Annotated in this window: 16 protein-coding genes; 14 read left to right on the top strand and 2 right to left on the bottom strand. The window is 66.7% G+C overall.

Annotated elements, in window-relative coordinates:
• Positions 1-40 precede the first annotated feature (40 nt).
• The 5 genes from OKW38_RS21645 to lnt all read left to right on the top strand — a co-directional run bounded on the left by OKW38_RS21645 (position 41) and on the right by lnt (position 5370).
• A complete protein-coding gene (locus OKW38_RS21645) occupies positions 41-1123 on the top strand; it encodes a PhoH family protein (RefSeq protein WP_090801798.1) in 1083 nt (360 codons plus the stop codon).
• Between the two features lie 83 nt (positions 1124-1206).
• Entirely contained in the window at positions 1207-1668 is a 462-nt protein-coding gene (ybeY, locus tag OKW38_RS21640) for an rRNA maturation RNase YbeY (RefSeq protein WP_429335303.1), read from the top strand.
• Between the two features lie 41 nt (positions 1669-1709).
• Entirely contained in the window at positions 1710-2369 is a 660-nt protein-coding gene (locus tag OKW38_RS21635) for a gamma-glutamylcyclotransferase (RefSeq protein WP_090801802.1), read from the top strand.
• A 219-nt stretch (positions 2370-2588) separates the two neighbouring features.
• Positions 2589-3494: an HlyC/CorC family transporter gene (locus OKW38_RS21630; protein ID WP_090801803.1), complete on the top strand. Its 906-nt coding sequence runs from the start codon at positions 2589-2591 to the stop codon at positions 3492-3494.
• A 118-nt stretch (positions 3495-3612) separates the two neighbouring features.
• Positions 3613-5370, top strand: a complete 1758-nt coding sequence (lnt, locus tag OKW38_RS21625; RefSeq protein ID WP_429362977.1) for an apolipoprotein N-acyltransferase — start codon at positions 3613-3615, stop codon at positions 5368-5370.
• A gap of 81 nt (positions 5371-5451) precedes the next feature.
• Here lnt and OKW38_RS21620 read toward each other — a convergent pair whose 3' ends face one another.
• On the bottom strand, positions 5452-6066 hold the full coding sequence (locus OKW38_RS21620) for a glutathione S-transferase C-terminal domain-containing protein (protein WP_018421769.1): 615 nt from the start codon (positions 6064-6066) through the stop codon (positions 5452-5454).
• 211 nt (positions 6067-6277) lie between these two features.
• On the opposite strand from OKW38_RS21620, the gene OKW38_RS21615 reads away from it, so the two are divergent.
• The 5 genes from OKW38_RS21615 to purH all read left to right on the top strand — a co-directional run bounded on the left by OKW38_RS21615 (position 6278) and on the right by purH (position 12090).
• Positions 6278-7696 (top strand): aminopeptidase P N-terminal domain-containing protein, encoded by a 1419-nt coding sequence (locus OKW38_RS21615; RefSeq protein WP_429362976.1) that lies wholly within the window; start codon positions 6278-6280, stop codon positions 7694-7696.
• A gap of 6 nt (positions 7697-7702) precedes the next feature.
• The gene (locus tag OKW38_RS21610; protein WP_429362975.1) at positions 7703-8974 is read left to right on the top strand and encodes a UbiH/UbiF/VisC/COQ6 family ubiquinone biosynthesis hydroxylase; all 1272 of its coding nucleotides are present in this window, start codon (positions 7703-7705) and stop codon (positions 8972-8974) included.
• Positions 8975-9162: 188 nt separating this feature from the next.
• Positions 9163-10239, top strand: a complete 1077-nt coding sequence (gene dusB / locus OKW38_RS21605) for a tRNA dihydrouridine synthase DusB (protein WP_090801809.1) — start codon at positions 9163-9165, stop codon at positions 10237-10239.
• Complete coding sequence (locus OKW38_RS21600; RefSeq protein WP_008919619.1) at positions 10236-10469, top strand: Fis family transcriptional regulator; 234 nt, start codon at positions 10236-10238, stop codon at positions 10467-10469. Before dusB ends, OKW38_RS21600 begins: the two co-directional genes overlap by 4 nt.
• Before the next feature lie 55 nt (positions 10470-10524).
• On the top strand, positions 10525-12090 hold the full coding sequence (purH, locus tag OKW38_RS21595; RefSeq protein ID WP_429362974.1) for a bifunctional phosphoribosylaminoimidazolecarboxamide formyltransferase/IMP cyclohydrolase: 1566 nt from the start codon (positions 10525-10527) through the stop codon (positions 12088-12090).
• Positions 12091-12165: 75 nt separating this feature from the next.
• Here the strand turns inward: purH and OKW38_RS21590 are convergent, their stop codons facing one another.
• Positions 12166-12405: a hypothetical protein gene (locus OKW38_RS21590; RefSeq protein WP_018421774.1), complete on the bottom strand. Its 240-nt coding sequence runs from the start codon at positions 12403-12405 to the stop codon at positions 12166-12168.
• A gap of 131 nt (positions 12406-12536) precedes the next feature.
• Here OKW38_RS21590 and ruvC point away from each other — a divergent pair, with 131 nt between their 5' ends.
• The 4 genes from ruvC (at position 12537) to OKW38_RS21570 (ending at position 15830) form a co-directional block, all read left to right on the top strand.
• A complete protein-coding gene (ruvC, locus tag OKW38_RS21585; RefSeq protein WP_090801813.1) occupies positions 12537-13079 on the top strand; it encodes a crossover junction endodeoxyribonuclease RuvC in 543 nt (180 codons plus the stop codon).
• Between the two features lie 76 nt (positions 13080-13155).
• Entirely contained in the window at positions 13156-13737 is a 582-nt protein-coding gene (ruvA, locus tag OKW38_RS21580; protein WP_429362972.1) for a Holliday junction branch migration protein RuvA, read from the top strand.
• A 30-nt stretch (positions 13738-13767) separates the two neighbouring features.
• Complete coding sequence (ruvB, locus tag OKW38_RS21575; protein WP_184022944.1) at positions 13768-14829, top strand: Holliday junction branch migration DNA helicase RuvB; 1062 nt, start codon at positions 13768-13770, stop codon at positions 14827-14829.
• Between the two features lie 23 nt (positions 14830-14852).
• Positions 14853-15830 carry an oxygenase MpaB family protein gene (locus tag OKW38_RS21570; RefSeq protein WP_429362970.1) on the top strand — a complete coding sequence of 326 codons (978 nt, stop codon included), beginning with the start codon at positions 14853-14855 and terminating at the stop codon, positions 15828-15830.
• Positions 15831-15840: the final 10 nt, after the last annotated feature.

Here is a 15840-nt window from a genome sequence, read left to right as displayed (position 1 = left end):
ACATTCTGAGTACCGCAACCGACAGGATCGACTCACCGCCTTGAAGACCACTCAGCAGCCTCTGGAATTCACCGCACCGCGCGAAGATAATGCGCGGCTCGCCAACCTCTGCGGACCGCTCGACGAAAATCTGCGGCAGATCGAGCAGGCGCTCGACGTGACCCTGCAGCGCCGCGGCCACCGCATCGCGATCCGCGGGCGCGGCGCGAAGCTCGCGCTCACCGCGCTCGAAAACTTCTACAACAACGCGCGCGAGCCTTTGTCGGTCGACGACATCCAGCTCGCGCTCATCGAAGTGCGTCATCCGGTGCGTCATCGTTCGAATGGCAACGGCAATGGCAATGGCGACACCGTCGACGCGCACTTCGCCGGCAATCCCGATCACCCGTTCGACCAGCCCGCCGACGCCACTGCGAGCGAGGACGACTTCGAGGAATACGGCCCGAAGCTGTACACGCGACGCGCGGATCTGCGCGGCCGCACGCCGGCGCAGCGCGAGTACCTGAAGCAGATCGTGTCGCACGACGTCACGTTCGGCGTCGGCCCCGCCGGCACCGGCAAGACCTATCTCGCGGTGGCCTGCGCGGTCGACGCGCTCGAGCGCGACCAGGTCAAACGCATCGTGCTGACGCGCCCGGCCGTCGAGGCGGGCGAGCGGCTCGGCTTTTTGCCGGGCGATCTCGCGCAGAAAGTCGATCCGTATCTGCGCCCGCTCTACGACGCGCTGTACGACCTGCTCGGCTTCGACAAAACCGCGAAGATGTTCGAGCGGCAGATGATCGAAATCGCGCCGCTCGCATACATGCGCGGCCGCACGCTGAATCACGCGTTCATCATCCTCGACGAGGCGCAGAACACCACGCCCGAGCAGATGAAGATGTTCCTCACGCGAATCGGCTTCGGCTCGAAGGCGGTCGTCACCGGCGACACGACCCAGGTCGATCTGCCGCGCGGCCAGAAGAGCGGGCTGATCGAAGCGCAGCAGGTGCTCGCGAACGTGCGCGGCATCGCGCTCACGCGTTTCACGAGCGCGGACGTGGTGCGGCATCCGCTGGTCGCGCGAATTGTGGAGGCGTACGATGCGCATGCGCAGAAGTCGCCGGCCGCGGTCGATCCGCGCTAAAGCGATGCGCTTCGCAGCGCGAGGCCCGCGTCGCCTCGCCGCAAAAAAAAGACTGAGCCAGGAATGCCACGCATAGAAACCGCATGAGCCGCACCCCGAAGCTGACGTTGAGCCTGCAATTCCCCGCCGCCAAAGCCTGGCCGGAACACAAGGCGCTGCTGCCGCGCGCGACGGTGGCCGGCTGGATCAAGGCGGCGCTGTTCGCGGACGGCGAACTGGCGGTTCGGTTCGTCGACGCCGCAGAAGGCCGCACGCTGAATCGCACCTATCGCGGCAAGGATTACGCGACCAACGTGCTGACCTTCGCCTATGCCGAATCGGAAGATGATCCGGTCACGGGCGATCTGATTCTGTGCTGCCCGGTGGTCGAGAAGGAAGCCGCCGAGCAGGGCAAGCCGCTCGCCGCGCATTACGCGCACCTGCTCGTGCACGGCACGCTGCATGCACAGGGCTACGACCACGAGGTCGAAGAAGAAGCCGAGGAAATGGAAGCGATCGAAACCGAAATCCTCGGCAAGCTCGGCTTTCCGGACCCTTACCAATAGGCGTTCCGCCCCTCCTCGACGCCAGCCCGCCCGAACCCACCGTGAGCACTCCGTCCCCCGAAGCCGATATCCCCGTGCGCTGTCCGGACTACCCGCCGGTGCTCGGCGACTCGCGGCTCCTGACGGACGACGAACTGCGCGCGTCGCTCGAATCCACGTTGCGCGGCTGGGACCGCCAAAGCGATCTGTGGCTGTTCGGCTATGGCTCGCTGATCTGGAACCCGGGCCTGCCGACCGTCGAGGCGATGCGCTCGAAGGTGCACGGCTATCACCGCGGACTCTATCTGTGGTCGCGAGTCAATCGCGGCACGCCAGAGCAGCCCGGCCTCGTGCTCGCGCTCGATCGCGGCGGCTCGTGCACCGGCATGGCTTTCCGGCTCGCGGCCGATGGCTCGAGGCCGCATCTCGAAGCACTGTGGCGCCGCGAAATGCCGATGGGCTCGTACCGTCCCGCGTGGCTGCCGTGCGTGCTCGCGGACGGCCGGCGCGTCGACGCGCTCGCATTCGTGATGCGCCGCGACGTGCCGAGCTACACCGGCAAGCTGCGCGACGACATCATCCAGACCGTGCTGGGCTGTGCGAGCGGCCGCTACGGCACGACCTTCGACTACGTGAGCCGCACCGTGCACGCGCTGCGCGAAAGCGGCATGCCGGACCGCGCGCTCGAAGCGCTGCTCGCGCGCTGCAAGCCGGCCGTGTGACCGCCGCATCTCGGCGAAAACCCCACCCGCGACTTTTTTGCCAGCGAGCGCTTTTGCCCGCGTAATCGGTTAGGATGATTCCACGCTCCGCCGTCGCGGCGGGGCCGTTTCACCCTGGCTTCGCTCATCGCCGGGCCCGGCGGGACACGGTTCCGCCATGCGCCTGGTGTATCCTTAACGCTCTGCAACAGCGCGCCCAGTCTCGCCGGGCGCACTACCATGAACGACACGTATCCCAGTCGACGCCATACCGGACGTCAACTCGACAAACCGCAGGAAAAGCGCACGCTGCTCGAGCGCCTGACCGACTTCATCTCGCCCGAGCCCGACTCGCGCGCCGAACTTCTGGAAATTCTGCAGGACGCGCACGAACGCAACCTGATCGACGCCGACTCGCTGTCGATGATCGAAGGCGTGTTCCAGGTGTCGGAACTGAGCGCACGCGACATCATGGTGCCGCGCGCGCAAATGGACGCGATCAACATCGCGGACAATCCCGCTGAATTCATCCCCTACGTGCTGGACAAGGCGCATTCGCGCTATCCGGTCTACGAGGGCAATCGCGACAACATCATCGGCGTGCTGCTCGCGAAAGATCTGCTGCGCTACTACGCCGAAGAAGAGTTCGACGTGCGCGGCATGCTGCGCCCTGCCGTGTTCATCCCCGAGTCGAAGCGGCTGAACGTGCTGCTGCACGACTTTCGCGTGAACCGCAACCACCTCGCGGTGGTCGTCGACGAGTACGGCGGCGTCGCGGGCCTGATCACGATTGAAGACGTACTGGAGCAGATCGTCGGCGACATCGAGGACGAATACGATTTCGACGAGGAGAGCGGCAACATCATCGCTTCGCCGGACGGACGCTTCCGCGTGCGCGCGCTGACCGAGATCGAGCAGTTCAACGACACCTTCGGCACGCATTATTCGGACGACGAGGTCGACACGATCGGCGGGCTGGTCACGCATCACTTCGGCCGGGTGCCGCATCGGGGCGAGAAAGTCCGCCTCGACGACCTGATCTTCGAGATCCTGCGCGGCGACGCCCGCCAGATCCACATGCTGCTGGTGCGCCGCGACCCGCTCGCGGGCGAGCGCGAGCGCGAGTCACAGCACGCGCAGACCTGAGCCGGCGGCTCGGGCCGATGCACGGCCTGAGCGCCCGCGCGCTTTCATTGCCGACGCATTTGCCAACTCGTTTGCCTACTGAGTTGCCCTTTCAACTACCGACGCCGACCGCGCAACAATGGCCGACCCGATCACTTCCCGTTCGCACCGCGGCGTGAGCGCCCCCGCTCCCGCTCCCACCGAAGACGGCACACGCAGCCGCGCGCTGCCGCGCTGGCACTACCTCGTCGCCCTGGCCGCGGGCGCGGCCAATACGCTGTCGTTCGCGCCGACGCCGCATGGCGGCTGGCTGCAACTCGCGATCTTCGTGTTGTTCTTCGCGTGGCTCACGCGCAGCACCGGCTGGAAAAGCGCCGCGCTGACGGGCGGCGCGTTCGGCTTCGGCAACTTCGTGAGCGGGGTCTGGTGGCTGTATGTGAGCATGCACTACTACGGCGGCATGCCGGCACCGCTCGCCGGCACGGCGCTCGTGCTGTTCTGCCTGTATCTCGCGGTCTATCCGGCGCTCGCCGCGGGGGTGTGGTCGTTCTGCGCGGGCCATGCGCGCAACGGCGCGGCCGACGAGCGCGCACCATTCTCGCCGACCTGGCACGGCGCGCTCGCCTTTGCGAGCGCGTGGGCGATCGGCGAATGGCTGCGCGGCACGGTGTTCACCGGCTTTCCGTGGCTCGCCAGCGGTTATGCGCAGGTCGACGGCCCGTTGGCGGGGTTTGCGCCGGTGGTCGGCGTATATGGCGTCGGTTGGATGGTTGCGCTGACGGCCGCGTTGATCGTGCAGGCGTTGCTGGCGCTGCTGCCGTCGTGGCGCTCCGGGCGTGCGAATGAATCGCTCGAGCCGAACGCCAGCGCCGCTGATGCCGCCGGCGGTCGCGCCGCGCGGGGCCGCGGCACGCGCATCGCCCCCATCGTCGTGCCTGCTGGCGTCGCGCTCGCGCTGCTCGTGATCGGCCTGCTGCTGCCGCTCGTGCAGTGGACCACGCCCGCCAACGCGGCGCTGTCGGTGCGGCTGTTGCAAGGCAACGTGAAGCAGGAGATGAAGTTCGAGGAAGCCGGCTTGCGCGCGGCGGTCGACGAGTATCAGCAGATGATCACGTCGAAGCCGGCCGATCTGATCGTCACGCCGGAAACCGCAATCCCCGTGCTCGCGCAGCAGCTTCCGCCGAACTTCGCGGCCGCGATCCGCCAGTTCACGGATTCGACCGGCAGCGCGCTGCTGTTCGGCGCGATCGGCGGCACGATCACGCCGGACGGCCGGGTGGTCGACTACACCAACAGCCTGTTCGGCGTCACGCCCGGCTCGCACGAGATTTATCGCTACGACAAGCACCATCTGGTACCGTTCGGCGAATTCGTGCCGTGGGGCTTCCGCTGGTTCGTGAACCTGATGAACATTCCGCTCGGCGATTTCTTCCGCGGCCCGCCGGTACAAAAGCCGTTCATGGTGCATAACCAGCCGGTCGCGGTGAACATCTGCTACGAGGACATCTTCGGCGAGGAGATCGCGCGCACGCTGCGCGAGAATGCGACGCCCGCCGGCGTGCTGATCAACTCGACCAATCTCGCGTGGTTCGGCGACACGATCGCGCTCGACCAGCATCTGCAGATCGCGCGCATGCGCTCGCTCGAAACCGGCCGGCCGATGCTGCGCGCAACCAACACCGGCATCACCGCCGCGATCGACGCGAACGGCCGCGTGATCGGGCGCCTGACGCCCTACACGGTCGGTTCGCTCGACGTGCGCGTGCAAGGCACCTCAGGCTACACGCCTTACGTGACGAGCGGCAACAACACGGTGCTCGCGGTGTCGGCGCTGCTGCTCGCGTTCGGTTTCGCGTTCGGACCGGGGCTCGCGCGACGACGCAACGGCAAGCGGTAACGCCGACGCCAAAGGCACGACACCCGCAAAAAAATGCGCCTGACATGCAGGCGCATTTTTTTCATGCTCGTTCGAGCTTCATCAATCCTTCGGCACCGTATCGATGAACGACTGCCGCAGCGACAGCTTCTGGAAGTGCTTGTCCAGATTCGGATGCGATTCGCGCCAGTTCAGTTCCGGCATACGGAAGTCCAGATAGCCGAGCGCGCAGCCCACCGCGATGTCGGCCAGCGTGTAGTGATTGCTCGCGCACCACGGCTTGCTGCCGAGCCCTTGCGACATCGCGATCAGCGCTTCGTCGATCTTGCGCTGCTGCCGCGCGAGCCACGCGTCCACGCGCTGCTCGGGCGCGCGTTGCGTGCCTTCGAGACGGATCAGCACGGCCGCGTCGAGCATGCCGTCGGCGAGCGCTTCCCAGCAGCGCACTGCGACGCGCTCGCGCCCCGACGGCGGAATCAGCTTGCCGACCGGCGACAGCGTATCGACGTACTCGCAGATCACGCGTGAATCGAACACGGCCTCGCCGTCTTCCATCACGAGGCACGGCACCTTGCCGAGCGGATTGAAGGTGTGAATCCGGGTATCCGGCGCCCAGACGTTCTCGGGCACCAGTTCGTAGTCGATCTTCTTATCGGCGAGCACGATGCGTGCTTTGCGCACGAACGGGCTGCCGAACGAACCGATGAGTTTCATCATGACCTTCTGCCTTTTTCTGAATCCGGCGAAAGTATAAGTGGTCTAAGGCTTCCGCGAGCGTGCTGGCGCCATCTTCGCGAACCGCCCGCCGAGCCGCTGTGGACGGATTGCAACATGACGGCGTCCGCCGCGCCGTCCGGAGCCGCACAAAGCGAGTCAATGTCGTGCGCGGAGAATGGGGCCAGGAGAATCGCGGCGCTACAATCGCACGATGAACCAGCCGACCGAACCCACCATCGCCATCGACGTCTACCGCACGCGCCGCGAGCGCGTTCTCGCCGCGCTGCGCGCCGCGGGCGGCGGCGTCGCCATCGTCCCGACCGCGCCGGAAGCGCTGCGCAACCGCGACACTGACTACCCGTACCGCCACGACAGCTACTTCTATTATCTGACCGGCTTCACCGAGCCCGAAGCGCTGCTGGTGCTCGATGCCAGCGCCGCGCCCGGCGCGCCCGCGTCGATGCTGTTCTGCCGCGAGAAAAGCGTCGAGCGCGAGACATGGGAAGGCTTCCGCTTCGGCCCCGAGGGCGCGCGCGAAGCATTCGGGCTCGACGCCGCGTTCCCGATCGGCGAACTCGACACGCAGCTGCCGCGCATCATCGCCGACAAGCCGGCGCTGCACTACGCGTTCGGCACCTCGGCGCATTTCGACGAGCAGGTGCGCGGCTGGCTCGACGCGGTGCGCGCGCAAAGCCGTGGCGGCACCGTCGCGCCCACGGCCGCGCGCGACCTGCTGCCGTTGCTCGACGAGATGCGGCTCGTCAAGGACGACCACGAACTCGCGATCATGCGCCGCGCCGGACAGATTTCGGCGGCCGCGCATCGTCGCGCGATGGCGCTGTGCCGGCCCGGTATCCGCGAGTACGAACTCGAGGCCGAACTGCTCTACACGTTCCGCAAGTTTGGCGCGCAGGCGCCGGCCTATACGTCGATCGTCGCGGCTGGCGCGAACGCGTGCGTGCTGCACTACCCGGCCGGCAACGCGATCGCGCGCGACGGCGACCTGATCCTGATCGACGCGGCCTGCGAACTCGACGGCTACGCGTCCGACATCACGCGCACGTTTCCGGCGAGCGGGCGTTTCACGCCGGCGCAGCGCGAGCTGTACGACATCGTGCTGGCAGCGCAGCAGGCCGCCGCCGATGCGACGCGCGCCGGTGCGAGCTTCGACGATCCGCATCAGGCCGCGCTGCGCGTGCTGTCGCAGGGGCTGCTCGACACCGGCATCGTGCCGCGCGCGAAGTTCGCCTCGGTCGACGACGTGATCGCCGAGCGCGCCTACGTGCCGTTCTACATGCACCGCACCGGCCACTGGCTCGGCATGGACGTGCACGACTGCGGCGACTACCGCGAGCGCGGCGCGCCGCGCGACGAAGCGGGCGTGCTGCCGTGGCGCACGCTGCGCGCGTCGATGACGCTGACGATCGAGCCGGGCTTGTACGTCCGCCCGGCCGAGGGTGTGCCCGAACGCTACTGGAACATCGGCATCCGCATCGAGGACGACGCGATCGTGACGCCGACCGGCTGTGAGCTGATCACGCGCAACGTGCCGGTCGCCGCCGACGAGATCGAGGCGCTGATGCAGGAAGCACGAGCCCTCCATCAAGCGTCGCATCAACAGAGGACCTGATCCGCGATGAACGAAGCATCTCCCTCGGCGGTGATCCTGAGGCCCGCCTCCCACCAGCAGGGGTTCGATTTCGACGTGACGATCGTCGGCGCCGGGCCGGTCGGCCTCGCGCTCGCCGGCTGGCTCGCGCGCCGCAGCGTGACGCGCGAGCTGAAGATCGCGCTCGTCGACGCGCGCGAGCCGGAAGACTCGATCGCCGATCCGCGCGCGATCGCGGTCTCGCACGGCAGCCGGATGATCCTCGAGCCGCTGCGCTGGCCCGCCGACGCCACCGCGATCGAGCGCATCCACGTGTCGCAACGCGGTCATTTCGGCCGCACGCTGATCGATCATCGCGAGCACGGCCTGCCCGCGCTCGGCTACGTGCTGCGCTATGGCTCGATCGTGCACGGCCTCGCCGACGCCGTGCATGCGACGCCGGTCCACTGGTTCCGCTCGACCTCGGCCGGCGCGCCGGTTCAGGAGCTCGACGGCGTCACGCTGCCGATCGAAACCGCGGGCGTCGCGCGCCGGTTGCGCACGCGGATTCTGGTCAACGCCGAGGGCGGCCTGTTCGGTGACCAGAAGCACGCGAAAAATCCGAGCCGCGCCACGGACGAATACGCCGGCGCACGCGACATCGGTAAAAACAGCGCCGGCTCGCGCGACTATGGCCAGACCGCGCTGGTCGGCACGGTCACCGTGTCCGCGCCGCAGCCGCACGTCGCATGGGAGCGCTTCACGTCGCAAGGTCCGATCGCGCTACTGCCGATGGGTGGCGTGCGTGGTGCCGACTACGCGCTCGTCTGGTGCTGCGCGCCCGACGAAGCCGCGCGCCGCGCGGAGCTTTCCGACGAAGCGTTCCTGCGCGAGCTCGACGCCGCGTTCGGCAACCGCATGGGCCGCTTTACGGACATCAAGGGTCGCGCGTCGTTCCCGCTTGGTCTCAACACGGTCGATACGCTGGTGAACGGCCACATCGTCGCGATCGGCAATGCGGCGCAGACGTTGCATCCAGTAGCCGGCCAGGGCCTCAATCTGGGCTTGCGCGATGCGCACGCGCTCGTCGACGCGCTGTCGGCCGAAGGCCCGACCCCGCTCGCGCTCGCCACCTTCGCGCAACGCCGCGCGCTCGACCGGCGCCTGACGATCGGCTCGACCGACACGCTCGCGCGCCTCTTTACCGTCGACTTCGCGCCGCTCGCGGTACTGCGCGGCCTCGCCCTGACCGCACTCGAATTCGTGCCGCCGGTCAAAACCGCGCTCGCCCGGCAGATGATGTTCGGCCAGCGCCGTTAAGCGCGAGAAATCGCTGCGCGGTTCTATGAGCCGGGCGACTTTCATAGAAGATTTAACGGGTTACGAGACTCGGTTCGCGAGTCCCGGCAACCCGTTAACGCTAAAATAGCGGTTTTCCCTCGCATTTCGCGCTGCGCCGGCTGTCACGATTGTCAAATCCTGGCCCGTCGTCGGCGCGCGCTCACGCCATGCCCCCTCTCGGCCCCCACAATCTGCGTAACAACCTGTTCGTCGCCCCGATGGCCGGCGTGACCGACCGACCGTTCCGCCAGCTGTGCAAACGGCTCGGCGCGGGCTATGCGGTGTCGGAAATGGTCGCGTCGAACGCGCAGCTGTGGAAGAGCGAAAAGACCATGCGCCGCGCGAACCACGAAGGCGAGGTCGAGCCGATCGCGGTGCAGATCGCCGGCGCGGACCCGGAGATGATGGCCGAAGCCGCCCGCTACAACGTCGCGAACGGCGCGCAGATCATCGACATCAACATGGGCTGCCCAGCCAAGAAGGTCTGCAACGTCGCGGCCGGCTCGGCGCTGCTGCAAAACGAACCGCTCGTGCAGCGCATCGTCGAGGCCGTCGTGAACGCGGTCGGCGTCGGGCCCGACGCGGTGCCCGTCACGCTGAAAATCCGCACCGGCTGGAATCGCGAGAACAAAAACGCGCTGAACGTCGCGCGTCTCGCGCAAGCAGCGGGCATTTCGATGCTGACCGTGCACGGCCGCACGCGCGCGGACCTGTACCACGGCGACGCCGAGTACGAAACCATCGCCGCGGTAAAGGCGGCGGTGCGCATTCCGGTCGTCGCGAACGGCGACATCACGTCGCCGCAAAAAGCGCGCGAGGTGCTCGCCGCGACCGGCGCGGACGCGATCATGATCGGGCGCGCCGCGCAGGGGCGTCCGTGGCTGTTCCGCGAGATCGAGCATTTCCTGCAAACGGGCGAGTTGCTGCCGCCGCCGCGCATCGACGAAATCCAGCAGGTGATGAACGAACATCTCGAAGATCACTACGCTTTTTACGGGGAATTTACCGGTGTCCGCACTGCGCGCAAGCACATCGGCTGGTACACTCGCGGCCTTTCCGGCGCCAACCTGTTCCGGCATCGCATGAATACGCTGGACACCACGCGCGAACAACTCCTCGCCGTCAACGAGTTCTTTGACGCGCAAAAGGCGATCTCAGACCGCCTCGTCTACGTCGACGAAGCGCCCGGCAACCCCGGGCTCGACAGCGAGAGCGAGGACAACTCCGACCGACTGGCAGCATGAGCAAGAACAACATCGAACAATCTGTCCGCGACAGCCTGGACGTGTATTTCCAGGATCTCGACGGCTCCAATCCGCACGACGTCTACGACATGGTCATTTCATGCGTGGAAAAACCCTTGCTCGAAGTGGTGCTCGAGCAGGCCGGCGGCAACCAGTCGCTGGCCGCCGAGTATCTCGGCATCAACCGCAATACGCTGCGCAAGAAGCTGCAACAACACGGTTTGCTGTAGCGCGTCGTAGTTTCTCGCGCCCTGCCACGTTTCCCTTCGGCTTTTCGTCTTCATCATGATCAAGCAAGCGCTCATCTCCGTTTCCGACAAGTCCGGCATCGTCGACTTCGCCAAATCGCTGTCGGACCTCGGCATCAAGATCCTGTCGACCGGCGGCACCGCGAAACTGCTCGCGGACGCGGGCCTGTCCGTCACCGAAGTCGCCGACTACACGGGTTTCCCGGAAATGCTCGACGGGCGCGTGAAAACGCTGCATCCGAAGGTGCACGGCGGCATCCTCGCGCGCCGCGACCTGCCCGAGCACATGGCCGCGCTCGAGAAGCACGACATTCCGACCATCGACCTGCTGGTCGTGAACCTGTACCCGTTCGTGCAGACCGTGTCGAAGGAAGAATGCTCGCTCGAGGACGCGATCGAGAACATCGACATCGGCGGCCCGACGATGCTGCGCTCGGCCGCGAAGAATCACCGCGACGTGACGGTGGTGGTCGATCCGGCCGACTACGCGGTCGTGCTCGACGAAATGCGCTCGAACGGCAACACGGTGTCGTACAAGACGAACTTCCGCCTCGCGACCAAGGTGTACGCGCACACCGCGCAATACGACGGCGCGATCACGAACTACCTGACGAGCCTGACCGACGAGTTGCAGCATTCGTCGCGCAACGAGTACCCGGCTACCTTCAACATGGCGTTCGACAAGGTGCAGGACCTGCGCTACGGCGAAAACCCGCATCAGAGCGCGGCGTTCTACCGCGACCTGGCGGTGCCGGCCGGCGCGCTCGCGAATTACAACCAGTTGCAGGGCAAGGAACTGTCGTACAACAACATCGCCGACTCCGACGCTGCGTGGGAATGCGTGAAGACCTTCGACGTGCCGGCCTGCGTGATCGTCAAACACGCGAATCCGTGCGGCGTCGCGGTCGGCGCGGACGCTCACGAAGCGTATTCGAAAGCATTCCAGACCGATCCGACCTCGGCGTTCGGCGGCATCATCGCGTTCAACCGTGAAGTCGACGAAGCGACCGCGCAAGCGGTGGCGAAGCAGTTCGTCGAAGTGCTGATCGCGCCGTCGTTCAGCGCCGAAGCGCGTCAGGTGTTCGCGGCGAAGCAGAACGTGCGTCTGCTCGAAATCACGCTGGGCGAAGGCCATAACACGTTCGATCTGAAGCGCGTCGGCGGCGGTCTGCTCGTGCAGTCGCTCGACTCGAAGAACGTGCAGCCGCGCGAACTGCGCGTCGTCACGAAGCGTCATCCGACGCCGAAGGAAATGGACGACCTGCTGTTCGCATGGCGAGTCGCGAAGTACGTGAAGTCGAACGCGATCGTGTTCTGCGCGAACGGTATGACGCTCGGCGTCGGCGCGGGTCAGATGAGCCGCGTGGACTCGGCGCGCATCGCGAGCATCAAGGCGCAGAACGCCGGTCTGAGGCTGGCCGGTTCGGCGGTCGCATCGGACGCGTTCTTCCCGTTCCGCGACGGTCTCGACGTGGTCGTCGCGGCAGGCGCGACCTGCGTGATCCAGCCGGGCGGCTCGGTGCGCGACGACGAAGTGGTCAGCGCCGCCGACGAGCACAACATCGCGATGGTGCTGACTGGCGTGCGTCACTTCCGTCATTGATCGGCTGAAGTTCGGTAGCCGCAAGACAGGCCCGGCGGGTTGTCCCGCCGGGCCTTTTGTTTCGCGGCGACGCGTTCAATCGTCCGGCTCTTTGCGCGCATAACCGTCCCGCACCTGCGCATGCTGGCTGATGTACGTGCCCAAACCCCGGCCCCGCCGCGCGAGACGCTTCAGCACCGCGACATGTTCGGCGCCGACACTTGCCTCTGTGTACCAATACACGACGCCCGGCCGAAAGCGCACCTTGATGAAATCGTCGCCGATTTCGTAAGCGTCGACACCCGAGTCGCCGCTGAGATTGCGGTAGCGCTCCATTCCCGATCGCCCTCCTTGCGCAAAGCCTTTAGCAGCTTTTATTCCGCTAAGCATGCTGCCAGCGGGTCGCCGCGCGCCGCGTTCGTTGTAGTATCGCAGGCACCTGGTTTTTATCGCTTGTGCGGCACCTCATGAGAATTCTCGGCATCGACCCCGGCCTGCGCGTGACCGGCTTTGGCGTGATCGAACAACACGGCCATACACTGAGCTACGTCGCGAGCGGCGTGATCCGCACCGCCGACGCCGATCTGCCGTCGCGGCTCGGCACCATCTTCGCGGGCATCTCGACGCTGATCCGCGAGCACGCGCCGGATCAGGCGGCCATCGAAAAAGTCTTCGTCAACGTCAATCCGCAGTCGACGCTGCTGCTCGGCCAGGCGCGCGGCGCCGCGATCTGCGGGCTCGTCGCGGGCGGCGTGCCGGTCGCCGAATACACCGCGCTGCAGCTGAAGCAGTCGGTGGTCGGCTATGGCCGCGCGACCAAGGAGCAAATGCAGCAGATGGTCGTGCGGCTGCTGAGCCTGGCGGGCGTGCCCGGCACCGACGCCGCCGACGCGCTCGGCATGGCCATCTGCCACGCGCACGGCGGCTCGACGCTGAGCACGCTTGGCGGCATCGCACCGGCGCTCGCGAAGAAGGGGTTGCGCGTGCGGCGCGGGCGTCTGGTCGGCTAGCGCAACTATGCCCCGCGCCGCCGATCCGCTGCGCTACACTCGCGCTTTCCCATCCGACTCTGAAAACTAATCCGCCATGATCGGTCGCATTGCCGGCGTTCTGCTGGAAAAAAATCCGCCGCATCTGCTCGTCGACTGCAACGGCGTCGGCTATGAAGTGGACGTGCCGATGAACACCTTCTACAACCTGCCGTCGACCGGCGAGCGCATCGTGCTGCTCACGCAGATGATCGTTCGCGAGGACGCGCATCTGCTGTACGGCTTCGGCACCGCGCAGGAACGCTCGACGTTCCGCGAGCTGCTGAAGATTTCCGGCATCGGCGCGCGCATGGCGCTCGCGGTGCTGTCGGGCATGAGCGTCGCGGAACTCGCGCAGACCGTCACGATGCAGGACGCCGCGCGCCTCACGCGTGTACCGGGCATCGGCAAGAAGACCGCCGAGCGGCTGCTGCTCGAACTGAAGGGCAAGCTCGGCGCCGACCTCGGCGCGATGGCGGGCGCCGCGTCGCCATCCGACCACGCCTCCGACATCCTCAATGCGCTGCTCGCGCTCGGCTACTCGGAAAAAGAAGCGCTCGCGGCAATCAAGAACGTGCCGGCCGGTACGGGCGTGTCCGAGGGCATCAAGCTCGCGTTGAAGGCGCTGTCGAAGGGCTAAGCGCCAAGCCGCGCGCGGTACAATGACCGCATGATCGAAACCGACAAACTCGCCGCCGAGCGCATCATTGCGGCCACGCCCGTGTCGCCGAACGAAGAAGCGTTCGAGCGCGCGCTGCGCCCGCGTCAGCTCGACGAATATGTCGGGCAGGAGAAAGTGCGCGGCCAGCTCGAAATCTTCATCGAGGCCGCGAAGCGCCGTTCCGAATCGCTGGACCACGTGCTGCTGTTCGGGCCGCCGGGCCTCGGCAAGACCACGCTCGCGCACATCATCGCGCGCGAGATGGGCGTCAATCTGCGGCAAACGTCGGGGCCGGTGCTCGAACGCGCCGGCGACCTCGCCGCGCTGCTGACCAATCTCGAAGCCAACGACGTTCTTTTCATCGACGAAATCCACCGGCTCTCGCCGGTCGTCGAGGAAATCCTGTATCCAGCGCTCGAGGATTATCAGATCGACATCATGATCGGCGAAGGGCCGGCCGCGCGCAGCGTGAAGCTCGATCTGCAGCCGTTCACGCTGGTCGGCGCGACCACGCGCGCGGGTATGCTGACCAATCCGCTGCGCGACCGCTTCGGCATCGTCGCGCGACTCGAGTTCTATAACGCCGAGGAGCTCACGCGCATCGTCACGCGTTCGGCCGCGCTGCTCGGCGCGCAGATCCATCCGGACGGCGCGTTCGAAATCGCCCGTCGCGCGCGCGGCACGCCGCGTATCGCGAACCGCTTGCTGCGGCGCGTGCGCGACTTCGCCGAAGTGAAGGCCGACGGCAACATCACCGCGCAGGTGGCCGACGCCGCGCTCAGCATGCTCGACGTCGACGCGGTCGGCTTCGACCTCATGGACCGCAAGCTGCTCGAAGCGATCCTGTACAAGTTCGACGGCGGCCCGGTTGGTGTCGACAATCTCGCGGCGGCAATCGGCGAGGAGCGCGACACGATCGAAGACGTGCTCGAGCCGTATCTGATCCAGCAGGGCTTCCTGCAGCGCACGCCGCGCGGCCGCATCGCCACGCTGCTCACGTACCGGCATTTCGGACTGGCCGCGCCGGATTCGGCGAGCGCGCGGCCGGGTCTGTGGGATTCCACGAACTGAGTCACGCGACGAGGCCGACCAGGATGTCAGACCAGACCCAGCAACCCGGCCCTTCCAACCGTTCACCTGTCAATCCCGCCGGCGACCCGTCCGGCAATGTCACGCAGCGCCTCACCCACCGCCTGCGCTCGAAGCTCGCCGCCGGCGTCACGCATCTGACGACCGGCAGCGGACCGGTGCTCGACTACACGTCGCCGCCGGGCGACCCCGGTCTGTTCGGGCCGGACTCCGTCTGCTGGAAGGTCCACGCCGACTTCGCGTCGATGATGACCGGCGGCATCAGCGCGCTGCTGCTTCAGGCGCTGCATCCGCTCGCGCTCGCGGGCGTCTGGGATCACTCGAGCTTTCGCACCGACATCCTGGGCCGGCTGCGTCGCACGGCGACGTTCATCGCCGGCACAACGTACGGCAGCAAGAACGATGCGCTCGCGCTGATCGAGCGCGTGAAGCGCATTCATCTCGACGTGACCGGCGTCGCACCGGACGGCCAGTCGTATCGCGCGAGCGAGCCCGCGCTGCTGACGTGGGTGCACGTCGCGGAAGTGTCGAGCTTCATGACCGCGCATCTGCGCTATGTGAATCCGGTGCTGTCCGTCGCGGCGCAGGATCAATACTTCGCGGAAACCGCGCGCATCGCGGAAATGCTCGGCGCCGTCGATATTCCGCGCTCGCGCGCCGAGATCGAGGCGTACCTGCTCGCGATGCGGCCCGCGCTCGTCGCGAGCGAGCGCACGCGCGAAGTCGTGAGGATTCTGATGAACGCGCCGGCACCGAGCTTCGCGATGCGGCCCGCTGGCACGCTAATGCTCAACGCGGGGGTCGATCTGTTGCCCGACTGGGCGCAGACGATGCTCGGCTTGAATCGCCACGCGGCGCTGCGTCGAACCTTCGCGCGGCCTGGCGTGCGGTTCGTCGCGCCGGTGATCCGCTGGGCGCTGGTCAATGGGGTATCGAAGCGGGCTCGGCGCCGCGCGGCGGCGGCGGTGCGGGAGCAGGATTGATTGCGGCACG

The sequence above is a fragment of the Paraburkholderia sp. MM5496-R1 genome, from assembly GCF_050436205.1.
Lineage (GTDB): Bacteria > Pseudomonadota > Gammaproteobacteria > Burkholderiales > Burkholderiaceae > Paraburkholderia > Paraburkholderia tuberum.
The sequence above is the reverse complement of the archived record's forward strand: the minus strand, read 5'-3'. Positions and strand labels throughout refer to the sequence as shown.